We start from the raw sequence: 21599 nt of genomic DNA, 5'->3' as shown, positions 1-21599 counted from the left end.
CCTTGAGTGAAGCAGAAAATGACCGACTCGTTCAAAACGCACGCGCATGAACGACGCGGCGAAAGGCCTGTTACCGGCTTCGCCCATCACCTTCCTCGAAATACTCTCGGGCCATTCAACCCGATGCCTGCAAAAAAAACAGCAATCAAACGTGCAGACGCAAAAAAGCCGGGAATTTCCCGGCTGCCGCATCATACACACGTTTTCCCAAAGGATCACCCCGCCCGAGGTTTTAGCCGCCGGGCGGAGTGATTCAGGTCAACGTCGTATCAAGGCTTGGACTTTTCCAGATAACGGAAGAAGTCGCTGCTTGGGTCGAGAACCATGACGTCGGTTTTGTTCGCGAAGCTTTCACGGTAGGCACGCAGGCTACGGTAGAAACCGTAGAACTCCTGATCCTGACCGTAGGCCTTGGAGTAGATCGCAGCGGCCTGGGCATCGCCATCACCGCGAATCTCTTCGGATTCACGATAGGCTTCAGCCAGCAGCACGCGGCGTTGACGATCGGCGTCGGCACGGATGCCTTCGGCCAGCTCGTTACCCTTGGCGCGGTGCTCGCGAGCTTCACGCTCACGCTCGGTGCTCATACGTTCGAACACGCTGCGGTTCACTTCCTTCGGCAGATCGATGGCCTTGACCCGGACATCGACCACTTCGATACCCAGCTCTTTTTCTGCCATCGAGTTCAGCGACGCGGTGATGTCAGCCATCAACGCATCACGCTCACCCGACACCACTTCGTGCAGGGTGCGCTTGCCGAACTGGTCACGCAAGCCCGATTCCAGGCGACGGGACAGACGCTCATCGGCGATTTGCTTGAGGCCGGAAGTCGCGGTGTAGAAGCGCTCGGCATCTTTCACGCGCCACTTGGCGTAGGCATCGACCATCACGGCTTTCTTTTCCAGGGTCAGGAAGCGCTGTGTCGGTGCATCCAGCGTCATCAGACGTGCGTCGAATTTACGCACCTGGTTAACGTAAGGCACCTTCACATGCAGACCTGGCTGAACATCGGCCTGAACCACACGACCAAATTGCAGCAACACCGCACGCTCGGTCTGAGCCACGATGTAGAAGCAGTTCCAGCCCACCAGCACCACAACAACGCCAACGATCAGGGCGATCAGCGATTTATTGCTCATCAGCGGGTCTCCCTTGTGCGTGTCTGCGGCAGATCAGTGACATGCGGCGCGACATCCGTGTTGTTGCTGGCAGCGGCCGAACCGGTCACCGGTGCATTGCTGCCCGAACTGTTCTGAATCATTTTGTCCAGCGGCAGATAAAGCAAGTTGCTCTGGCCGTTCTTGTTGCCGGTCACGAGTACCTTGCTGGTGTTGCTGAAGACTTCCTGCATGGTGTCCAGGTACAGACGCTGGCGGGTGACTTCAGGTGCCTTGCGATACTCGGCCACCAGTTTGGTGAAGCGGTCAGCCTCACCCTTGGCGCGCGAGACTGTCTCGTCGCGGTAACCGTTGGCATCCTCGAGGATGCGCTGGGCCTGACCACGGGCTTCCGGCACGACGCCGTTGGCGTAGGTTTCAGCCTGGTTGCGCGAACGCTGCTCGTCTTCACGGGCGCGGATCACGTCGTCGAAGGCTTCCTGCACTTCACGCGGGGCTGCCGCGTTCTGTACGTTGACCTGAGTGACGGTGATACCGGTGCGATAGGTATCGAGGAAGCGTTGCAGACGCTCCTTGATTTCGCTGGCCATCAATTCACGACCTTCGGTGAGCACCTGGTCCATGGCGGTCGAACCCACCACGTGACGCAGGGCGCTGTCGGTCGCATGCTGCAGGCTGATTTCCGGCTGATCGACGTTCAGCACGAAGTCCTGCAGGTTGCTGATCTTGTACTGCACGGTCAGCGGCACTTCGACGATGTTCTCGTCTTCGGTCAGCATCTGGCCCTGCTTGGTGTAGGCACGCTCACGCGTGACGTTCTCCATGTACTTCTTGTCGATCGGCGGGAAGTAGATGTTCAGGCCGGGGCCGACCGTCTCGTAGTACTTGCCGAAGCGCAGCACCACGGCTTGCTCCTGCTCGTCGACCACATAGACCGCGCTGTACAGCCAGACAGCCGCCAGCACGACGAGGCCGATGCCGAGCAGACCGCCGAAGCCGCCACCACTCCTGCCCGAACCACCGCCGTCATCACCACCGCGTTTCTTACCACCACCGAACAACCCGTTCAGGCTTTCCTGCAGCTTTCGGAAGGCCTCGTCGAGATCCGGTGGCCCCTTGCGGTCGCCGTTATTGCGGCGCTTGCCACCCCAAGGATCCTGATTATTCGAGTTGCCACCCGGCTCATTCCAAGCCATAGCGCTCTCCATCTGATAAAGCAAAGACGCACCCACGGCGCGCCGACCAATGCTACAGAATGCCTGCCGTCGCGGCACAACCGCTTTGCCAGGCTTTTATTGCAAAGTGTGTTGCTCGATAAATTCCATCGGCTGCAATCCTTCGCGGCTTACCAGTCGATTCAACTCGACCCGGGGCAAACGAACGGCCAGCAGGCAGATGCCTTCTTCGTCATGCTCTTCTTTCTGTACCGCACCGAGTTCGAAGAACTGCGCACGCAGTCGAGCGAACCGTTGTGGCAAGCGCAATGTCCCCACAAACAAATCACTGCCCAGCAACTCGGCAATGGCCTGCTCAAGCAATTCCAGACCCGTGCCATCACGCGCCGACAGCCAGACCCGCTGCGGTTTGCCATCGGCATCACGCTGGATCTGTGGCTCAACGCCTTCAAGCAAATCGAGTTTGTTGTATACCTCGAGGATCGGCAAGTCCTGGGCTCCGATCTCGCCCAGCACCACCATCACCTGCTCGATCTGCAACATGCGATCCGGTTCGGCCGCATCGATCACGTGCAACAGCAGGTCGGAGTTGCTCGACTCTTCGAGCGTAGACCGAAATGCCTCGACCAGCTTGTGCGGCAAGTGCCGAATGAACCCTACCGTATCCGCCAGAACGATCGGCCCCAGGTCGTCCAGTTCCAGACGGCGCAGGGTCGGGTCCAGCGTGGCGAACAACTGGTCGGCCGCGTACACCTCGGATTTGGTCACGTTATTGAACAGCGTGGATTTGCCGGCGTTGGTATAGCCCACCAGAGAAACGGTAGGGATATCCGCACGGGAGCGGCCGCGTCGCGATTGCTCGCGCTGGCTGCGTACTTTTTCCAGACGACCCTTGATCTGACGCAGGCGAACCCGCAGCAGACGCCGGTCGGTTTCGAGCTGGGTTTCACCCGGACCACGCATGCCGATACCGCCACCCTGACGCTCAAGGTGAGTCCAGCCGCGAACCAGCCGGGTGCTCATGTGGTCAAGCTGGGCCAGTTCGACCTGGAGCTTGCCTTCATGGGTACGGGCGCGCTGGGCGAAGATATCGAGGATCAGGCCGGTACGGTCGATCACGCGACACTCGAAAACACGTTCGAGGTTACGTTCCTGACTGGGCGTGAGAATGTGATTGAAAATCACCAGATCGGCCTTTTCGGCATGGACCAGGTCGCGTAATTCCTCGACCTTGCCGCTGCCAATCAGGAATTTGGCGGTTGGCCGATGACGCGGTACGTTAAAAAACGCAACGGTCTCGGCGCCCGCCGAATTAGCCAATTCCTGAAACTCCTGCGGATCTTCGCGCGCCTCAGGGTCCTGACCTTCCAAGTGAACGAGAATGACTCGCTCACCACCACCGTGGCGCTCAAAGAACAAAGGAGACTCCTATCAGGCGTTACCTGGCTCAGCGTCACCTGCATCGGATTCGGTTGCGCTAGGCAGACGAATTGGACGTACTGGCACGACTGTAGAGATAGCGTGTTTGTAAACCATCTGGCTCACGGTGTTTTTCAGCAGGATAACGAACTGGTCGAACGACTCGATCGTGCCTTGCAGTTTGATACCGTTGACCAGGTAGATGGAAACCCCAACTTTCTCTTTACGTAAAGTATTCAAGTAAGGGTCTTGTAGCGAATGCCCTTTTGACATGTGCCGCACTCCTTTAAGGATTCAATAATAAAAATAGGTAATTCAGATGGCTTTGGCCGCCACACCCCCAAGGATAGACGGCAATTGCAAGGACTCAGCTCAATATGGAGATGGTCCCAAGGTATTTCAAGGCGCGTGGCAGATTGTCGCAATCAAGACTGTCCAGCCAGTGCAGTTCTTCCCAGCTGCGCAGCCAGGTGAACTGGCGCTTGGCCAATTGACGCGTGGCAATGATGCCGCGTTCCTGCATTTCAGCTAACGACAGCTTGCCATCCAGGTAGTCCCAGACTTGGCGGTAGCCTACCGCACGTATAGACGGCAACCCGGAATGCAGGTCACTTCTTTTACGCAGGGCTACGACCTCGTCGATGAACCCCTGTTCCAGCATATTTGTGAATCTTTGTTTAATGCGCTCGTGCAGTACCTGACGATTTGCCGGAGCAATGGCCAAGTTCGCGACAGTATAGGGCAATTGTTGCTGTCCCGAAGCGGCTGCTTCAGTACTTTGCGCAGATTGTTGCTGACGCAGGGCAGTCATGCTCTGACCGCTGACCCGATAAACCTCCAGCGCACGACTCAGGCGCTGCGGATCGTTCGGGTGAATGCGTGCCGCCGACACCGGATCGATGAGCGCCAGTTGATCGTGCAGGGCTTGCCAGCCAAGGCGTGCAGCCTCTTCTTCGATCTGCGCACGAACCTCGGGATCCGCTGCCGGCATGTCCGCCAGGCCTTCGACCAAAGCCTTGTAATAGAGCATGGTGCCGCCGACCAGCAGCGGAATTTTCCCGCGCGCGGTGATTTCAGCCATGGCTTGCAGGGCATCGCGGCGGAAATCCGCAGCCGAATAGGCTTCGGCTGGATCGAGAATATCGATCAGCCGGTGCGGAAATTCGGCCAGCAGTTCTTTCGAGGGCTTGGCGGTGCCGATGTCCATGCCGCGATAGACCAGCGCCGAATCGACGCTGATCAGTTCGCACGGCAGCACCTTGGTCAGCTCGATGGCCAGGTCGGTCTTGCCCGCAGCAGTCGGGCCCATCAGGAAAATCGCTGGAGGAAGCTGGCTCATCAACGACCGCGCAGGAACAGTTTGTCCAGATCGTCCAGGCCCAGTTGGGTCCAGGTCGGTCGGCCATGGTTGCATTGACCGCTGCGCTCGGTGTTTTCCATGTCGCGCAGCAGGCCGTTCATTTCCGGCAGGGCCAGGCGCCGGTTGGCGCGGATCGCGCCGTGGCAGGCCATGGTACCGAGCAGTTCGTTCAGGTGTGCCTGAATCCGGTCGCTGGTGCCGTACTCCATCAGGTCCGACAACACGTCACCCACCAGCCGATTGGCCTCGGCCTGTTTGAGCAGGGCCGGGATCTGGCGGATCGCCAATGTCTCAGGGCCCAGACGCTGCAGTTCGAAGCCCAGTTTCTGGAACCATGCGGCATGTTCTTCGGCGCAGTCGGCTTCACGCTGACTGACCGCCAGCGACTCCGGCACCAGCAGCGGCTGGCCGCTCAGGCCTTCACTGGCCATGGCGATTTTCAGGCGTTCGTACATGATCCGCTCGTGCGCGGCATGCATGTCCACCAGCACCAGCCCCTGAGCGTTCTCGGACAGGATGTAGATACCCTTGAGCTGCGCCAGCGCGTAACCCAGCGGCGGAATATCTTCTTGACCGGCCGGCAGCGCGTTGGCGTTGGCCTCGGGCAGCGGCGCGAAGAACTCGCGGTAAGCAGCTTGCGCCTCGGCGGCTGGCGGCATCGCCGACTGCGGACGTGGCGTGTACTGATACTGGTAAGCGCCGCCAGCGCTGGCGCCCGACGAGGTGCTGAACACCGGTTGCGCCTGCGGCTGCTCCAGCAGCGCGTTGGCCGCCAGACGCATTTCGCCCTGCGGGCCGAATTCACCGGCCTCGATGCCGGTTGGACGGACAACAGCAGTGGTGACCGAACCGGCCAGTTGATCTTCCGGACGCACATCGCCCAATGCGCGGTGCAACGTGCCGTAAAGGAAGTCATGCACCATGCGCCCGTCACGGAAACGCACTTCGTGCTTGGTCGGGTGCACGTTGACGTCCACCGCTGCTGGATCGACCTCGAAAAACAGCGCGAAGGTCGGATGGCGACCGTTGAACAGCACATCGCGATAAGCCTGACGCACCGCGTGCGCCACCAGTTTGTCGCGCACCGCCCGGCCGTTCACAAAGAAATACTGCAAGTCCGCCTGGCTGCGGTTGAAGGTCGGCAACCCGACCCAGCCCCACAGGTGCAGACCGTTGCGCTCGATCTCGATCGGCAGCGCCTGCTCAAGGAAGCCCGAACCACAAATCGCCGCCACCCGCCGGGCGCGGGCCGCATCATCGTGGGCCTCGTGCAGACTGAGGATGGTCTTGCCGTTGTGGCGCAGATGGAAGGCCACGTCGAAGCGCGCCAGCGCCAGACGCTTGATCACTTCCTGCAGATGATCGAATTCGGTTTTTTCGGTCTTGAGAAACTTGCGCCGCGCCGGCGTGTTGAAGAACAGGTCGCGCACTTCCACCGAAGTGCCGACCGGATGCGCTGCCGGCTGAACGCGAGGCGCCATGTCACGGCCTTCGGTCTCGACCTGCCAGGCTTGATCGGCGTCGCGGGTGCGCGAGGTCAGAGTCAGGCGTGCCACGGAGCTGATCGATGCCAGCGCTTCACCACGGAAGCCCAGGCTCATCACTTGTTCGAGGTCTTCGAGATTGCGGATCTTGCTGGTGGCGTGACGGGCCAGGGCCAGCGGCAGGTCGTCGGCGGAAATGCCACTGCCGTCGTCACGCACCCGCAGCAGCTTGACGCCGCCCTGCTCGACATCGACGTCGATGCGCTTGGCACCAGAGTCGAGACTGTTTTCCAGCAATTCCTTGATCACCGAAGCCGGGCGCTCGACCACCTCACCGGCGGCGATCTGGTTCGCCAGCCGCGGGCTGAGCAGTTCGATGCGTGCGGCGTTCAACACCTGGTTCATTCTTTGGACGCCAGTTCGGTGCCAGGAATGGTCAGATGCTGACCGACCTTCAGCTCATCGCTGCTGAGATTGTTGGCACTGCGCAGCGTGGCGGGCGACACCTGATAACGCACGGCGATCATCGCCAGCGTCTCACCCGGACTCACGCGGTGATCGCGCGGGCCTTGGGCGATCTTGCCGGAGTCACGCAGCCAGGCAATGTAGGTGCCCGGTGGCGGGTTCTGCTGGAAGAACTGCCGCACACCGCTGCTGATCGAACGCGCCAGCGCCTGCTGATGGCTTGATGCAGAGAGCTTGTTCGCTTCGTTGGCGTTGGAGATGAAGCCGGTTTCGACCAGAATCGACGGGATGTCCGGCGATTTCAGCACCATGAACCCGGCCTGCTCCACGCGTTGTTTGTGCAACGGGGTCACGCGGCCAATGTTGGTCAGGACTTTCTGGCCGACGTTGAGGCTGGAAGTCAGCGACGCGGTCATCGACAGGTCGAGCAACACGCCGGCGAGCATGCGGTCCTTGTCGTCGAGGCTGACGTTGCCGGCACCACCGATCAGGTCGGAACGGTTTTCGCTGTCGGCCAGCCAACGGGCGGTTTCCGACGTTGCGCCGCGATCGGACAGGGCAAACACCGAGGCGCCGAAGGCTGCCGCAGACGGCGCGGCGTCGGCGTGGATCGACACGAACAGGTCGGCGCCCTTCTTGCGGGCGATTTCGGTACGGCCGCGCAACGGGATGAAGTAATCGCCGGTCCGGGTCAGCTCGGCACGGAAACCTTTCATGCCGTTGACCTGACGCTGCAGTTCGCGGGCGATCTGCAGTACCACATCTTTCTCACGCTGACCGCGCGAGCCGGACGCACCCGGATCTTCGCCGCCGTGGCCGGCGTCGATCACCACAATGATGTCGCGTTTGCCGGCCGGGGCCGGTGGCAGTTTGATCGCCGGTTCCGAAGGCGTCACCGGCACTGCCGGCACGGTCGCAACCGAAGGCGTCGGAGCTGGCGGCGGGGCGGCATCGGCGGCATTGTCGAACAGGTCGACCACCAGACGGTTGCCATATTGCGCGTTCGGCGCCAGCGAGAAACTTTTCGGGGTGACGGCTTTTTTCAGGTCGATGACCACCCGCAGGTCAGTCGGCGTACGCTGGGCCGAGCGCATCGCGGTGATCGGCGTGTTGGCGGTCGAAACTTTCAACGGCGCACCCAGAGTGGCGCCATTGATGTCGATCACCAGTCGATCCGGTGCGGTCAGGGTGAAGACACTGTGCTGCACCGGGCCGCTCAGGTCGAAGACCAGTCGCGTATTGTCCGGCGCCCGCCACAGGCGCACGCTGTTGACCTTTGTGTCGGCCACAGCGTTGACGGCCACTGCCATCAACATCAGTCCTGCGGCAGCCACCAACGCGCGAAAGCGCATACCTAACCCCATCATTTAATTGGATTCCAATGCCAAAGCGGCACACCAGGACTCACCACGCGCGCCCTGGGACAAAATTTTCAGCGAACGGCCGCTGTCTTGCGGGGTAATGGTAATGGTCAGGTCAGGCTTTGGCAAAAAGCCTGCACCTTTATCGGGCCACTCGATCAGGCACAGGGCATCGTCTTCGAAATAATCGCGGATACCGAGAAACTCCAGCTCCTCCGGATCGACCAGACGGTACAGGTCGAAGTGAAAGGCACGGACGTCGCCGATCTCGTAGGGCTCAACCAGAGTGAAGGTCGGACTTTTTACTGCGCCGACATGCCCAAGCCCACGAATGATGCCCCGCGACAGGGTGGTTTTACCCATGCCCAGATTGCCTTCGAGAAAAATCAGGCCATGGCCCTGAGTAACGCGGGCGATCCGTGCGCCAAAGTCGCTCATGGCCTGTTCATCGGCCAGGTACAGGGTTACTTCAGACACGGTGCATGCTCCTCCAACAACTGACGAATGGCTGGAATCAGATCACTGGCCGCCAGCCCACGGCCGAATTTACCTAGTTGCGCGCCGGCATTGGCGTGCAGCCAGACTGCGAGGCAGGCGGCATCGTAGCCGTCCATGCCCTGCGCCAGCAGCGCCCCGGTCAACCCGGCGAGCACATCGCCAAGGCCGGCAGTGGCCATGGCCGGATGGCCCTGATGACACAACGCCAGACGCCCATCGGGATGGGCGATCAGGCTGCCGGCGCCTTTCAGCACGACGACGGCTGAGTATTTTTTGCACAACGCCCGCGCGGCGGCCGGGCGATCTGCCTGCACCTCAGCGGTACTGACGCCCAACAGGCGCGCCGCCTCGCCCGGATGCGGAGTGATCACGCAATTCCCGGGCAGGCTGACAAAACCGCTCGCCAGCAGATTCAACGCGTCGGCGTCCCATACCTGCGGCAGCGGCGCATTGGCGGCAGCGGACAACAGCGCCCGGCCCCAACTCGCCTGTCCGAGACCCGGACCAACCACCAGCACCGAGACCTTTTCCAGCAGCCCCATCAACTGATTGGCCGACGATGTGCCGAGCGCCATGACTTCCGGCATCCGCGTCAGCGCGGCCGGGACATGTTCCGGACGGGTCGCCAGCGACACCATGCCGGCGCCGCTGCGCAAGGCCGCTTCGCTACTGAGCAGAATCGCCCCGCCAAAACCCTGATCGCCGCCGATCAACAGCAAATGCCCGAAGCGCCCTTTGTGCGCAGTGGGCGCACGCGGAGCCAGTCGCGGAAGATTAGCCGTCGTGAGACGCAGGACGCTGACAGGAATGTCACGGTAGATGTCGGCAGCGGCTTGCAGATCGTTAAACACCAGCGCTCCGACCTGATCCGCCGCATCACCGGTGAACAGGCCAAGCTTCAAGCCAATAAAGGTCACGGTAAGGTCGGCGTGAACCGCAACGCCAAGGACATGCCCGGTATCGGCAGACAGCCCCGAAGGAATATCCACCGCCGCCACCGGCAGGCCACTGGCATTGATCGCCTTGATCGCAGTGGCATACGGCTCGCGCACATCGCCGGCCAGCCCGGTGCCGAGCAAGGCATCGACGATAATGCCGCGCAGCTCGAATTGCGCGGTCCAGCCCTGCACGGCGACGCCATCGCTCAGTGCCTGCGCACAAGCCTGCGCAGCGTCGCCCTGCAAGCGTTGCGGATCACCGACGGCCAGCACCCGCACCGCCCAACCGGCCCGGTGCGCCAGCGCGGCGATCAGAAAACCATCACCAGCATTGTTGCCATGCCCGGCCAGCACGGTCATTTCGTTCGCCGACGGCCATTGCCGCACCAATGCTCGCCAGGTCGCGTGCGCGGCGCGCTGCATCAATTCGAAGCCCGGGGTGCCCGCAGCGATCAGCCGCGCGTCGAGTGCTCGCACCTGTGCAGCGCCATACAGCGCGTCGGGTAATTCATCTTTCGTGTGCGGCATGCGTCTTCGGGCTCCGATGTCTGGCAGAATTATACGCACCTCAGCTCCGGTTTCTCTCGCCTCATGTCCGCCATCACCACAGATCTTCCCGCCCTCGCCCAATCGATCAAGGATTGGGGCCGCGAGCTGGGCTTCCAGCAAGTCGGCATCAGCGGTCTGGACCTGGCCGAGCATGAGCAGCACCTGGAGCGCTGGCTCGCCGCCGGCTACCACGGCGAAATGGATTACATGGGCGCCCACGGCAGCAAACGCTCGCATCCGGAGGAGCTGGTTCCGGGTACGTTGCGCGTGGTTTCGCTGCGTATGGACTACCTGCCCGGCGACACGCAAATGGCGCAAATGCTCGCGCAACCGGAGAAGGCCTACGTTTCGCGTTATGCCTTGGGCCGCGATTACCACAAATTGATCCGTAAACGTGTGCAGCAATTGGCCGACAAGATTCAGGCCGAGATCGGCCCGTTCGGTTTCCGTGCCTTCGTCGACAGCGCCCCGGTGCTGGAAAAAGCCATCGCCGAGCAGGCCGGGCTGGGCTGGATCGGCAAAAACACCCTGGTACTGAACCGCAAGGCCGGCAGCTATTTCTTCCTGAGCGAACTGTTCGTCGATCTGCCGCTGCCGGTGGACGAACCGCACAACACCGAGCATTGCGGGCGCTGCACCGCGTGCCTGGACATCTGCCCGACCAACGCCTTCGTCGGCCCGTATGTGCTGGACGCCCGACGCTGCATCTCGTACCTGACCATCGAACTGAAAAACGCCATTCCCGAGAACTTGCGCCCGTTGATCGGCAACCGCGTGTTCGGCTGCGACGACTGCCAGATCGTCTGCCCATGGAACCGCTTCGCCCGGCCATCCGGGGAAAGCGACTTCAAGCCGCGGCACAACCTGGACAACGCCGAACTGGCGGAGCTGTTCATGTGGGACGAGGACAAGTTTCTCAGCAGCACCGAAGGTTCGCCGCTGCGCCGCGCCGGTTACGAGCGCTGGCTGCGCAATCTGGCGGTCGGGCTGGGCAACGCGCCGTCGAGCATTCCGGTGCTGGAGGCCTTGAAGGCGCGCCGTGATTACCCGTCCGATCTAGTCCGCGAACACGTCGAGTGGGCGCTGAGACAGCACGCTGAACGCACTACTTAAATGGGGTATTTCAGAACAAAATACCCTCTTTAGACTTTATTTTTTACCCCCATTTAGAAGCGCGGCATCTATTCAACATTCCCGACAGAAGATTTCCACGCGATCGCCAGCGTGACGTCAAGGTGCGTCGTTGTAGACGAACTTGGGCATTTCCCAGTGGAACCGAATCGCCAGCAGCCGCAGCAGAAAGCCGCCGAACAAGGTGATCAGGATCGCCTGCTCGCTCGGCACATTCAGATACAGACAGAGCATGTAGCACCACGCGGCGGCGAACGAGACGCTGGCGTACAGTTCGCGGCGGAAGATCAGCGGGATGTCGTTGCAGAAGATGTCGCGCAGGATGCCGCCGAATACCCCGGTGATCACGCCGCTGACCGAGGCCACCAGCATGCCGTGGCCCATTTCCAGAGCGGTCATGCAGCCGATCAGGGTGAACGCCACCAGACCGACCGCATCGAGCACCAGAAACAGTGAGCGCAGGTGACGCATCCAGCGGGCGGTGAACACGGTAAGCATCGCGGCGGCCGAGGTCAGCACCAGGTATTCCGGGTGTTTGACCCATGTCAGCGGATAGTGCCCGAGCAACACGTCACGCACTGAACCGCCACCCAGCGCGGTGACGCAGGCGATCAGCACCACACCAAACCAGTCCATGCCGCGCCGTCCGGCAGACAACGCGCCAGTCATGGCTTCAGCGGTAATGGCGATCAGATAGAGCATCAGCAACATGGCGGCGGTCCTGGCAGGAAGGCGCGCAGTCTAGCCATTTCAGCGCCGCACCAGAAGGGGGCGCGCTCCGGGATGCATTTCTGACTTGAATCTTACGGGACTCTGATGCCCTCTTCGCGAGCAAGCCCGCTCCCACAGGGGGAACGCATTCCAAATTGTGGGAGCGGGCTTGCTCGCGAAGACGTCAGGGCAGACACCCCTCAATCAGAACTTGATGAAATGCTTGCGGTAGTGCTGCAGCTCGGCGATCGATTCGCGGATGTCGTCCAGTGCCAAGTGAGTGCTGCCCTTCTTGAAGCTGTCGCGCACGTCCGGTGCCCAGCGTGCGGCCAGCTCTTTGAGCGTCGACACGTCGAGGTTGCGGTAGTGGAAGTAGCTTTCCAGCGCCTTCATGTGGGTATAAAGGAAGCGGCGGTCCTGGCAGATACTGTTGCCGCAGATCGGCGACTTGCCCTTCGGTACCCATTTCTCGAGGAAAGCGATGGTTTCGGCCTCGGCCTCGGCCATGCTGATACGGCTGTCACGCACACGCTGGGTCAGGCCCGAGTTGCCGTGGGTGCGGGTGTTCCACTCGTCCATGCGGGCGAGCACTTCGTCACTGTGGTGAATGGCGATCACCGGGCCTTCGGCCAGGGTGTTCAGGTCACTGTCGGTGACGATGGTGGCCATTTCGATGATGACGTCGTTTTCCGGATCCAGACCGGTCATTTCCAGGTCGATCCAGATCAGGTTCTGCGGGTTTTGCATATTCGGGCTCCTAGGCAATGCTGCGCAGTTTAGCCTAGGCCGGTGCCCGGGCGTGCTAAACTCGCGGCCGTTTTACCTAATCGCTGCATTCTTCAGACGGAACACCCATGGCCAAACGCCAACTCAATCGTCGTCAAAACTGGCGCATCGAAAAGATTCAAGGCGAGCGCGCCGCGCGCGCCGCCAAACGCGAGTCCTCGGCGGTCGAAGCCCTCGAGGGCGGCGACCTGGGCCCCGAGCAACACGGCCTGGTGATCGCCCACTTCGGTGTGCAGGTCGAAGTCGAGGCCGTGGACGGCGAACAGGCCGGCCAGGTTTTCCGTTGCCACCTGCGCGCCAATCTGCCGGCACTGGTGACCGGTGATCGGGTGGTCTGGCGCGCCGGCAACCAGGGCATCGGGGTGATCGTCGCGCAACTGCCGCGCAGCACCGAACTCTGCCGCCCGGACAGCCGTGGCCAGCTCAAGCCAGTCGCTGCCAACGTCGACATGATCGTCATCGTCTTCGCACCGCTGCCCGAACCGCACGCCAACCTGATCGACCGCTACCTGGTCGCCGCCGAACACGCCGGCATCCGCCCGTTGCTGCTGCTGAACAAGTTCGACCTGATCGACGAGCAGAACGCCCCGGCGCTCAACGCGCTGCTGGCGGTGTACCGCACGCTGGGTTATCCGGTGCTGGAAGTCTCCGCGCATCACGGCAACGGCATGGAACAGTTGCAGAAGCAGCTCGACGGCCGCATCAGCGTGTTCGTCGGCCAGTCCGGGGTCGGCAAGTCGTCGCTGGTCAACAGCCTGTTGCCGGAAGTCGAAACCCGTGTCGGCCCGCTGTCGGAGTTGTCCGGTCAGGGCACGCACACCACGACCACCGCGCGCCTGTTCCACTTCCCTGGCGGCGGTGAGCTGATCGACTCCCCGGGTATCCGTGAGTTCGGCCTGGGCCACGTCAGCCGCGCCGACGTCGAAGCCGGCTTCATCGAGTTCAACGACCTGCTCGGCACCTGCCGCTTCCGCGACTGCAAGCACGATCGCGAACCGGGTTGCGCCCTGCTCAAGGCCCTGGAAGATGGCCGCGTGCAGCAGCAACGGATGAACAGCTACCGCTCGATCATCGCCAGCCTGCCGGAAAACGGCTACTAAACATCTGCACCGGCAGCCCCTCGTCCGAGGGCTGCCGGATGTCGGACCACGCCTGACACATCCCCCGACCGTTTAAACGTCAGACCTTTCTGACAGGCCTGCTCGCGCCTGCCTGCAGGACCTTTCTCTTTCCGCGCGCAGACCTTGCGGGCACTTTAGAGATGCCTAAATTGGGTTGTTCCTTCGCACCTTCGCGACCTTCGAGGAACCCCATGCAGACCTACCATTTGTTCATCAGCCATTCGTGGAACTACGCCCACGCCCACGACAATCTGGTGCGCCTGCTCGGCGCCAAGGCAGATTTCAGCTTCAAGAATTTTTCCGTGCCGCCGCACAACCCGATCATGGGCGCGCAGACCGACAAGCAGCTCGAGGAAGCCATCGAAAACAAGATTCGTCCGTGCTCGGCGGTGCTGATCATGGCCGGGATGTATTCGACCTACAGCAAGTGGATCAACAAGGAAATCGAGATCGCCAAACGCATGGGCAAAGTGATCATCGCGATCAAGCCGTTCGGCGCCGAGCGTATTTCCACGGTGGTACGTGAGGCGGCACACGCCGAGTGCGCGTGGAACACCAACAGCATCATCGGTGCGATCCGTCAGCACACGGCGGTGTAAACATGCGCAAGGGACTGTTTATCGGCATCAACCACTACTCGCACGTTTCACCCTTGAGCGGTTGCTGCAACGACGCCATGGCCATGGCGTCCGTGCTGAAAACCGACGCCAACGGTGACCCCAACTTCAAAAACGTGGTGCTGACTTCGGCTGAAGACGACCTCGGCCGAGGCAAGCTCGAAGACCAGATTCGCGAGCTGTTCTCCGGCGACTGCAACGTCGCCCTGCTGTACTTCGCCGGGCACGGCGGCTTCGACAGCGACAACGATGAAGGCATGCTCCTGCCGCAGGACTATCGCAGCGCCAAGGACGGCATCCGCATCAGCGACATTCTCAACTGGGCCGCCAAAGCCACGAAAATCAAAAACAAAGTGATCATCCTCGACTGCTGCCAGAGCGGCGCGGCCGGCGAAGTGCGCGCCTTGCGCAGCGAAAGCAGCGTGGTCGGCGAAGGCATGACCATCCTGACCGCCTGCAAAAAGGAAGAGCCGGCCCTGGAAGGTGCGCAACACGGCGTGTTCACCGGTTTACTGTTGCAGGCCCTGCACGGCGGTGCGGCGAACATCCTCGGCAAGATCACCCCGGGCAGCCTGTATTCCTTCGTCGACAACGCACTCGACGCCTGGGAGCAGCGCCCGGTGTTCAAGACCAACGTCTCGCAGTTCATCTCCCTGCGCGAAGTCTCGCCGCTGATCCCCAAGGAGATCCTGCGCAAACTGCCGGAATGGTTTGCCGAAGCCGAATCGACGTTCCGCCTCGCCCCCAGCTACGAACCCACCGAGGCCACATTCGACCCGGAGCACGGCGAGGTCTTCGCCCAACTGCAAAAGTGCAACCGCCACAGCCTGATCGAACCGGTCGACGCCGAACACATGTATTACGCGGCCATTCACTCCACTGGCTGCCGTCTCACGGCGCTCGGCGCCTATTACCGCGAACTCGCCATAAAAGGACACTTCTGATGCCCGTATTCATCAGCTACCGCCACATGGATCGCCCGCAGGCCATAGCGATCAATGCCCAATTGATGCAGGCCAACATCAAGACCTACCTCGACGTGCTCGACCCGGAATCGCAGACCACCGACGACATCACCGGGGTCATCACGCGCAACATCACCGAATGCACGCACCTGCTGGCGGTGGTGTCGGAGAAAACCGCGTTGTCGTGGTGGGTGCCATTCGAAATCGGCGAAGCGACGATCAGCAATCGGCGGATCTGCTCGTTCCGCACCGGGCAGGCGCAACTGCCGGAATACCTGGACAAGTGGCCGAAGCTGAGCACGCCCACGGATGTCGATTTCTTCATCGAGGCCTATCGCAGCGAAGGCACGATCAAACGCTCGATGACGCTCGACTCGGTGACCGGCAATCAATCGACGCGCAGTGCGAACAAGATCAATGCCGAGATGTTCCATGAGGGGCTGAAGAACCGGATTCGTCGCGGGTTCTGAGGTCAATCGACAGCCACAAAAAAGCCGACATCGCTGTCGGCTTTTTTGTCGGTCACTGCTTCGGCGCGGGGGCCGGTGCGGCGGCTGGTGGAGCCGCCGGCGCGGGCGCCGCAGTCCCCGGCGCGGCCGGTTTTGGTGCGGCGTCATCGAACAGGTTCAGGCGTTCACGCAACTCGTGCGCCGGCACTGGTTGCTGATCTGCCGGCAGCGCGTTCGGATCGACCGGCGTTGCCGGAGCGGCGCCGTTCTGGCCTTCGGCGGCGGGCTTGGCCGGTTCGGCACCTTGCGAGCCTTCGATGGCGGCCTGGGCCTTCTTGGTCAGGACCACGATGTCGATGCGGCGGTTGACAGGGTTGAACGGATCTTCCTTGTCGAACAGCGCCGACGAGGCATAACCCACCACCCGCGCCACTTGCCCGTCCGGATAGCTGCCGGCAACCAGTGCACGCCGCGCGGCGTTGGCACGGTTGGCCGAGAGTTCCCAGTTGCCGAAATCGCCGGTGCCGGTGTACGGCTTGGCGTCGGTATGGCCACTGATGCTGATCTTGTTCGGCACCGCTTTGATGGTGTCGGCCATGGCCAGCAGGATGTCTTCGAAGTAAGGTTTCAGGCGTGCGGAACCTGAGTCGAACATCGGCCGGTTCTCGGCGTCCATGATCTGGATACGCAAGCCGTTCGGGGTGATCTCGAACAGGATCTGGTCCTTGAACTTCTGCAGTTGCGGGTTCTCGTTGACCTTGTTCTGCAGTTCTTGCAGCAACAGTTCCAGGCGCTCTTTCTCGACCTGCTCGGCCATGCCTTCGACCTGCTCGGTGTCGACCGTGACCTTGTCCGGTTGCGGCTGCGACTTTACCTCAGGGTTGAGGGTGTTTTCCGGCGCCAGGGTCGGCGTGCCGCCCAGATCGATGATGTACGGCGTACCGCTTTCGGAGAAGCCGACCGGATCCTTGAAGTAACCGGCGATGGCGATCTTCTGCTCAGGCGTTGCGGTGGACAGCAGCCACAACACCAGGAAGAACGCCATCATCGCCGTGGCGAAGTCGGCGAAGGCGATTTTCCACGCCCCGCCGTGGTGCCCACCGGCTATGCGCTTGACGCGCTTGATGATTATCGGCTGATTATTTTCCATGGCTTAACGACCGCGAACGGCTTGTTCCAGCTCGGCAAAGCTTGGACGGTGCGCCGGGTACAGAACCTTGCGCCCGAACTCCACGGCCAGCGATGGCGGCATGCCGGAAGCCGAAGCCACCAGCGAGGCCTTGATGGCTTCGTAGACGTTCAGTTCTTCCTTGGCATCGTGCGCCAGGGAATGCGCCAACGGACCGAAGAAACCGTAGGCCGCGAGAATACCGAAGAAGGTACCGACCAGTGCCGCACCCACGTGCAGGCCGATGGATTTCTGATCGCCCTCACCCAGCGAAGCCATGGTCACCACGATACCCAGTACCGCCGCGACGATACCGAAACCGGGCATGGCGTCGGCGATGCCGTTTACCGCATGGGACGGGTGCTCGAGGTCTTCCTTGAGGCTGTAGAGCTCCATGTCGAACAGACCTTCCAGCTCATGCGGAGCCATGTTGCCGGAGGACATGATGCGCAGGTAATCGCAGATGAACGCGGTCATGCGCTCGTCTTTGAGCACGGCCGGGTACTTGGCGAAGATCGGGCTCGCGGCAGCGTCTTCGATGTCGCCTTCGATGGCCATCATGCCTTCGCGGCGGCTCTTGTTGAGGATCTCGTAGATCAGGCCGAGCACTTCCAGATAGAACGTGTGGCTGAAGCGCGAACTGAACATGCTCAGGGATTTCTTGAGCACGTGCATCGTCATGTAACCGGGGTTGGCCTGCAGGAATGCACCGAGGGCCGCACCACCGATGATCATCACCTCGAAGGGCTGGATCAGGGCGGCAATTTTGCCGTGGGAGAGCACGTATCCGCCGAGCACGCTCGCGAATACGACGATGATGCCGATAATTTTAGCCATAGGTAGGAAAGTACTTACTGAGTCGGGTTCAAGGTCATATTCGGAAGTTAAAAAATCTCTTCTTCTACTTATCGGCAAAACTGCGCCAGACTATAGCCAGTTCAGGCGAAAAGCCAATTTAGCCCATGCCGGGCGCGTCTACAGTCAGTGAAGATCTCGTCCAGACATGGCTAATGAAACGAACGTCCCACATGTAAAACCGACCACGCTCGAGGGCTGGGTCAAGCTGCTCGATGGCGTGCGCCTGCCCGTGCCGCAAGAGGCCCACGACAAGGTTTGCCGGGCGATCCGCGACAACCGCAGCTCGCTGCGCGACATCGCCGACCTGATGCAGGACAGCCCCGCGCTGGCCTTGAGCATCATCCGTGAGGCCAATCGTCACACCCTCGGCACGATGACCGCACCGGCGGAAAATCTCGAGGTGGCGATCAACCGTCTGGGCCTTGCGCGTACCGAAGAATTGCTCGCGCGTCTTCCCGTCGAACCGCAGATGCAGATCCCCAAGGCGCTGCGCCAACTGCAGATGATCAGCCAGCACGCCACGCAACAGGCCAACGGTTTTTTCGCCAGTCGCCTCGCGCGCCTGTGGCAGGACATTCATTGGGGCAGCCTGTTGTTTCTCTCGCCGTTATGGCCGCTGGCGCTGACGTTTCCAGAATTGCTCGAAGAGTGGGAAGTGCGGGTTATCCACAAAGGCGAATCGGCCCCGATCGTCGAGAAGCAACTGTTTGGCGTGCGCCTGCTGAAGATCGCCGAGGCGCTGGTCCAGGTCTGGCACCTGCCGATCTGGGTGCAGCAAGGCTATAAACTGCTGCTCAGCGAACAGCGCGAACTGGTGAAAGTCCTGCGCATCGCCCGCGACAGCGAGCATCCGCTGCGCCAGCAGAATCGCCTCGACGACGATCCGACCCTGCGCCGCTGGCTCAACCAGCCGGCCAACACCGTGTTGCTGGCCAACGGCCTGGCGCTGTCGGCGCAACAGGCCTGGGACAGTCCGCACAGCGAGCGCTGGCAGTACCTGACCAGCCTCTATCTGCAAATCTCGATGGACGAGGTGCAGCAGCAGTTGCACCAGCAAGCGGCCAACAGTGCGCGCCAGCATGCAATGCCCGATCTGTGGCACCCGGCCGTTTCATTATTATGGCCGTGGGGCACCCATCGGTTGCCGGCCGGGATGCTGCCGGCGGCCGCGCCGAGTGCCGAGGATCTGACTCAATGGCGCCGGCAATGCGCCGAACTGCTGGCCGAGCCGAGCCGCTTCACCAATGCCATGAGCCTGACCGTCGCCGCGCGTGATGCGCTGGTCGCCAGTGGCATGCGCCGGGTGATGATTTTGATGGCCGACCGCACGCAATCGAATCTGCGGGTGCACCAGACCTTCGGTTTGCCGAAGGAAGCCGCCGCGCTGAATTTTGTCGTCAGCCAGAGCAAAGTTCTGCAACGGTTGCTCGCGCAGCAGGCACAGGTGCGGATCAACCCCGAGAACAACGCGCAATTCTCCGCGCTGCTGCCGCAAGGCCTGCGCACACTGTTTCGCGGCGAACACCTGTTCCTGCGCTCGCTGGTCAATAACGGCCGGGTGATCATGATCGTCGTCGCCGACCAGGGCGGTGGGCCGTTCGCCGACATCAGCGTGCAGGCTTTCGCCAAAACCGCGCAGTGCATCGAAAAGGCCCTGCACAGCTTTAGCAGCCGTGGCCGATGAGGCTGCGCTACAATCCCCCCCTTTGTGCTCTGGAGACCTCACATGTCTGACTTCTCTGGCTTGCCGCTCGTCATCGAACCGAGCGACCTGCTCCCTCGGCTGGATGCCAGCGAACTGATTCTGGTGGACCTGACCAGTGCCGCCCGCTATACCGAGGGCCATCTGCCAGGCGCACGCTTTGTCGATCCGAAGCGCACCCAGCTCGGCCAGCCGCCGGCGCCGGGATTGCTGCCAGCCAAGGCCGATCTGGAAGCCCTGTTCGGTGAACTGGGCCATCGCCAGGACGCGGTCTACGTGGTCTATGACGACGAAGGCGGTGGCTGGGCCGGACGCTTCATCTGGTTGCTCGACGTGATCGGTCACGACAAGTACCACTACCTCGACGGCGGTCTGCCGGCGTGGCTGGAAGCGGGCATGCCGATGTCGATCCAGGTTCCGCCTGCGGTGGGCGGCCCGGTGGCGCTGACCCTGCACGACGAGCCGACGGCCACCCGCGAATACCTGCAAAGCCGTCTCGGCGCCGCCGATCTGGCGATCTGGGATGCGCGCGGGCCGCTGGAATATTCGGGCGAGAAGGTGCTGGCGGCCAAGGCCGGACACATCCCCGGTGCGGTGAACTTCGAGTGGACCGCCGGCATGGACAAGGCGCGTCAGTTGCGGATTCGCACGGATATGCCGCAGATCCTCGACGACCTCGGGATCACCAAGGACAAAGAAATCATTACCCACTGCCAGACCCATCACCGGTCGGGCTTCACTTATCTGGTGGCCAAATCCCTCGGTTATCCGCGGGTCAAGGGCTACGCCGGTTCCTGGGGCGAATGGGGCAACCACCCTGATACGCCTGTCGAGATTCAAGGTTCTAAGGACAACTAATGAAAGAGCGTCTGTTTATCCTCAGCCAGTACCTGCTGCCTCATCACTTGCTGTCGCGCCTGGCCGGTTGCGTTGCCGAGTGCCGCGTGCGCTGGTTCAAGAATGCCTTCACCCAGTGGTTCGCCAAGCGTTATCAAGTGGACATGTCGCAAGCACTGGTTGAAGACCTGACCGCCTACGAGCACTTCAACGCGTTCTTCACCCGTGCCCTGAAGGACGGCGCGCGGCCACTGGACCAGACCCCGGGCGCAATCCTCAGCCCGGCCGACGGTGCAGTCAGCCAGCTCGGCCCGATCGAACACGGTCGCGTGTTCCAGGCCAAGGGCCACAGCTTCAGCGTGCTGGAACTGCTCGGCGGTGACGCCGCCAATGCCGCGCCATTCATGGGCGGCGACTTCGCCACCATTTACCTGTCGCCGAAGGACTACCACCGCGTGCACATGCCGCTGGCCGGCACTCTGCGCGAAATGGTCTACATCCCGGGCCGGATCTTCTCGGTCAACCAGACCACTGCCGAAAACGTCCCGGAACTGTTCGCCCGCAACGAGCGCGTGGCGTGCATCTTCGACACCGAGCGCGGGCCGATGGCCGTGGTACTGGTCGGCGCGATGATCGTCGCGTCGATCGAAACCGTATGGGCCGGTCTGGTCACCCCACCGAAGCGCGAACTGAAAACCTTCCGCTACGACGAAGCCGCCCGTGCGCCGATTCATCTGGAAAAAGGCGCGGAGCTGGGTCGCTTCAAACTGGGTTCGACGGCGATCGTGCTGTTTGGCCCGGATCAGGTGAAGTGGGCCGAAGAACTGGTGGCGGGTTCGCCAGTGCAGATGGGCCAGGCCCTGGCCCTGCCGACTGCCTGAGCCGGC

Annotated in this window: 21 protein-coding genes; 8 read left to right on the top strand and 13 right to left on the bottom strand. The window is 61.7% G+C overall.

Annotated features, from left to right (window positions below; translation table 11 throughout):
• Positions 1-269: 269 nt before the first annotated feature.
• The 9 genes from hflC to ACVHNU_RS27720 form a co-directional block, all read right to left on the bottom strand.
• Positions 270-1139 carry a protease modulator HflC gene (hflC, locus tag ACVHNU_RS27760; RefSeq protein ID WP_003221118.1) on the bottom strand — a complete coding sequence of 290 codons (870 nt, stop codon included), beginning with the start codon at positions 1137-1139 and terminating at the stop codon, positions 270-272.
• Positions 1139-2314 carry an FtsH protease activity modulator HflK gene (gene hflK / locus ACVHNU_RS27755; protein ID WP_003221116.1) on the bottom strand — a complete coding sequence of 392 codons (1176 nt, stop codon included), beginning with the start codon at positions 2312-2314 and terminating at the stop codon, positions 1139-1141. Before hflK ends, hflC begins: the two co-directional genes overlap by 1 nt.
• Before the next feature lie 96 nt (positions 2315-2410).
• Positions 2411-3712 (bottom strand): ribosome rescue GTPase HflX, encoded by a 1302-nt coding sequence (gene hflX, locus ACVHNU_RS27750; RefSeq protein ID WP_003221114.1) that lies wholly within the window; start codon positions 3710-3712, stop codon positions 2411-2413.
• Positions 3713-3724: 12 nt separating this feature from the next.
• Positions 3725-3985, bottom strand: a complete 261-nt coding sequence (gene hfq, locus ACVHNU_RS27745) for an RNA chaperone Hfq (protein WP_003221112.1) — start codon at positions 3983-3985, stop codon at positions 3725-3727.
• Positions 3986-4079: 94 nt separating this feature from the next.
• Positions 4080-5051 (bottom strand): tRNA (adenosine(37)-N6)-dimethylallyltransferase MiaA, encoded by a 972-nt coding sequence (miaA, locus tag ACVHNU_RS27740; RefSeq protein WP_201135941.1) that lies wholly within the window; start codon positions 5049-5051, stop codon positions 4080-4082.
• Complete coding sequence (mutL, locus tag ACVHNU_RS27735) at positions 5051-6952, bottom strand: DNA mismatch repair endonuclease MutL (RefSeq protein ID WP_473020107.1); 1902 nt, start codon at positions 6950-6952, stop codon at positions 5051-5053. Before mutL ends, miaA begins: the two co-directional genes overlap by 1 nt.
• Before the next feature lie 5 nt (positions 6953-6957).
• On the bottom strand, positions 6958-8337 hold the full coding sequence (locus ACVHNU_RS27730; RefSeq protein ID WP_400508169.1) for an N-acetylmuramoyl-L-alanine amidase: 1380 nt from the start codon (positions 8335-8337) through the stop codon (positions 6958-6960).
• 51 nt (positions 8338-8388) lie between these two features.
• On the bottom strand, positions 8389-8859 hold the full coding sequence (tsaE, locus tag ACVHNU_RS27725) for a tRNA (adenosine(37)-N6)-threonylcarbamoyltransferase complex ATPase subunit type 1 TsaE (protein ID WP_103485508.1): 471 nt from the start codon (positions 8857-8859) through the stop codon (positions 8389-8391).
• Positions 8847-10346 carry an NAD(P)H-hydrate dehydratase gene (locus tag ACVHNU_RS27720; RefSeq protein WP_473018682.1) on the bottom strand — a complete coding sequence of 500 codons (1500 nt, stop codon included), beginning with the start codon at positions 10344-10346 and terminating at the stop codon, positions 8847-8849. The genes tsaE and ACVHNU_RS27720 overlap by 13 nt, the downstream gene beginning before the upstream one ends.
• Before the next feature lie 63 nt (positions 10347-10409).
• Between ACVHNU_RS27720 and queG the strand changes: the two genes are divergently transcribed.
• Positions 10410-11480, top strand: coding sequence for a tRNA epoxyqueuosine(34) reductase QueG (queG, locus tag ACVHNU_RS27715; protein WP_473018681.1), 1071 nt, complete (start codon positions 10410-10412; stop codon positions 11478-11480).
• Positions 11481-11597: 117 nt separating this feature from the next.
• Here queG and ACVHNU_RS27710 read toward each other — a convergent pair whose 3' ends face one another.
• Both ACVHNU_RS27710 and orn read right to left on the bottom strand, forming a co-directional pair.
• Positions 11598-12209: a trimeric intracellular cation channel family protein gene (locus ACVHNU_RS27710; protein ID WP_003221099.1), complete on the bottom strand. Its 612-nt coding sequence runs from the start codon at positions 12207-12209 to the stop codon at positions 11598-11600.
• A 204-nt stretch (positions 12210-12413) separates the two neighbouring features.
• Entirely contained in the window at positions 12414-12956 is a 543-nt protein-coding gene (orn, locus tag ACVHNU_RS27705) for an oligoribonuclease (protein WP_003221098.1), read from the bottom strand.
• Between the two features lie 107 nt (positions 12957-13063).
• Here orn and rsgA point away from each other — a divergent pair, with 107 nt between their 5' ends.
• The 4 genes from rsgA to ACVHNU_RS27685 all read left to right on the top strand — a co-directional run bounded on the left by rsgA (position 13064) and on the right by ACVHNU_RS27685 (position 16168).
• On the top strand, positions 13064-14095 hold the full coding sequence (gene rsgA, locus ACVHNU_RS27700; protein ID WP_003221096.1) for a small ribosomal subunit biogenesis GTPase RsgA: 1032 nt from the start codon (positions 13064-13066) through the stop codon (positions 14093-14095).
• Positions 14096-14307: 212 nt separating this feature from the next.
• On the top strand, positions 14308-14715 hold the full coding sequence (locus tag ACVHNU_RS27695; RefSeq protein WP_003221095.1) for a TIR domain-containing protein: 408 nt from the start codon (positions 14308-14310) through the stop codon (positions 14713-14715).
• Between the two features lie 2 nt (positions 14716-14717).
• Positions 14718-15677 carry a caspase family protein gene (locus ACVHNU_RS27690; RefSeq protein ID WP_003221094.1) on the top strand — a complete coding sequence of 320 codons (960 nt, stop codon included), beginning with the start codon at positions 14718-14720 and terminating at the stop codon, positions 15675-15677.
• Positions 15677-16168 carry a toll/interleukin-1 receptor domain-containing protein gene (locus ACVHNU_RS27685; RefSeq protein WP_473018680.1) on the top strand — a complete coding sequence of 164 codons (492 nt, stop codon included), beginning with the start codon at positions 15677-15679 and terminating at the stop codon, positions 16166-16168. The genes ACVHNU_RS27690 and ACVHNU_RS27685 overlap by 1 nt, the downstream gene beginning before the upstream one ends.
• Positions 16169-16220: 52 nt before the next feature.
• Here ACVHNU_RS27685 and motB read toward each other — a convergent pair whose 3' ends face one another.
• A complete protein-coding gene (motB, locus tag ACVHNU_RS27680) occupies positions 16221-17297 on the bottom strand; it encodes a flagellar motor protein MotB (RefSeq protein ID WP_473018679.1) in 1077 nt (358 codons plus the stop codon).
• A gap of 3 nt (positions 17298-17300) precedes the next feature.
• The gene (gene motA, locus ACVHNU_RS27675) at positions 17301-18152 is read right to left on the bottom strand and encodes a flagellar motor stator protein MotA (RefSeq protein ID WP_007952169.1); all 852 of its coding nucleotides are present in this window, start codon (positions 18150-18152) and stop codon (positions 17301-17303) included.
• A gap of 166 nt (positions 18153-18318) precedes the next feature.
• Here motA and ACVHNU_RS27670 point away from each other — a divergent pair, with 166 nt between their 5' ends.
• The 3 genes from ACVHNU_RS27670 to asd are packed head-to-tail and all read left to right on the top strand — an operon-like array spanning position 18319 to position 21593.
• On the top strand, positions 18319-19857 hold the full coding sequence (locus ACVHNU_RS27670) for an HDOD domain-containing protein (protein WP_473018678.1): 1539 nt from the start codon (positions 18319-18321) through the stop codon (positions 19855-19857).
• A 42-nt stretch (positions 19858-19899) separates the two neighbouring features.
• Entirely contained in the window at positions 19900-20733 is an 834-nt protein-coding gene (gene rhdA / locus ACVHNU_RS27665) for a thiosulfate sulfurtransferase (protein WP_103485521.1), read from the top strand.
• On the top strand, positions 20733-21593 hold the full coding sequence (asd, locus tag ACVHNU_RS27660; RefSeq protein ID WP_003221083.1) for an archaetidylserine decarboxylase: 861 nt from the start codon (positions 20733-20735) through the stop codon (positions 21591-21593). The genes rhdA and asd overlap by 1 nt, the downstream gene beginning before the upstream one ends.
• Positions 21594-21599 lie beyond the last annotated feature (6 nt).

Source organism: Pseudomonas sp. Ors-4-3C, assembly GCF_055755035.1.
Note: the sequence above shows the minus strand (reverse complement) of the source record. Positions and strands in the feature narration are given on the sequence as shown.

Coding starts and splice junctions, on each gene's coding strand:
- hflC (WP_003221118.1), bottom strand. CDS start 1,139: ATGAGCAATAAATCGCTGATCGCCCTGATCGTTGGCGTTGTTGTGGTG.
- hflK (WP_003221116.1), bottom strand. CDS start 2,314: ATGGCTTGGAATGAGCCGGGTGGCAACTCGAATAATCAGGATCCTTGG.
- hfq (WP_003221112.1), bottom strand. CDS start 3,985: ATGTCAAAAGGGCATTCGCTACAAGACCCTTACTTGAATACTTTACGT.
- miaA (WP_201135941.1), bottom strand. CDS start 5,051: ATGAGCCAGCTTCCTCCAGCGATTTTCCTGATGGGCCCGACTGCTGCG.
- ACVHNU_RS27730 (WP_400508169.1), bottom strand. CDS start 8,337: ATGTTGATGGCAGTGGCCGTCAACGCTGTGGCCGACACAAAGGTCAAC.
- ACVHNU_RS27720 (WP_473018682.1), bottom strand. CDS start 10,346: ATGCCGCACACGAAAGATGAATTACCCGACGCGCTGTATGGCGCTGCA.
- queG (WP_473018681.1), top strand. CDS start 10,410: ATGTCCGCCATCACCACAGATCTTCCCGCCCTCGCCCAATCGATCAAG.
- ACVHNU_RS27710 (WP_003221099.1), bottom strand. CDS start 12,209: ATGTTGCTGATGCTCTATCTGATCGCCATTACCGCTGAAGCCATGACT.
- orn (WP_003221098.1), bottom strand. CDS start 12,956: ATGCAAAACCCGCAGAACCTGATCTGGATCGACCTGGAAATGACCGGT.
- rsgA (WP_003221096.1), top strand. CDS start 13,064: ATGGCCAAACGCCAACTCAATCGTCGTCAAAACTGGCGCATCGAAAAG.
- ACVHNU_RS27695 (WP_003221095.1), top strand. CDS start 14,308: ATGCAGACCTACCATTTGTTCATCAGCCATTCGTGGAACTACGCCCAC.
- ACVHNU_RS27690 (WP_003221094.1), top strand. CDS start 14,718: ATGCGCAAGGGACTGTTTATCGGCATCAACCACTACTCGCACGTTTCA.
- ACVHNU_RS27685 (WP_473018680.1), top strand. CDS start 15,677: ATGCCCGTATTCATCAGCTACCGCCACATGGATCGCCCGCAGGCCATA.
- motB (WP_473018679.1), bottom strand. CDS start 17,297: ATGGAAAATAATCAGCCGATAATCATCAAGCGCGTCAAGCGCATAGCC.
- motA (WP_007952169.1), bottom strand. CDS start 18,152: ATGGCTAAAATTATCGGCATCATCGTCGTATTCGCGAGCGTGCTCGGC.
- ACVHNU_RS27670 (WP_473018678.1), top strand. CDS start 18,319: ATGGCTAATGAAACGAACGTCCCACATGTAAAACCGACCACGCTCGAG.
- rhdA (WP_103485521.1), top strand. CDS start 19,900: ATGTCTGACTTCTCTGGCTTGCCGCTCGTCATCGAACCGAGCGACCTG.
- asd (WP_003221083.1), top strand. CDS start 20,733: ATGAAAGAGCGTCTGTTTATCCTCAGCCAGTACCTGCTGCCTCATCAC.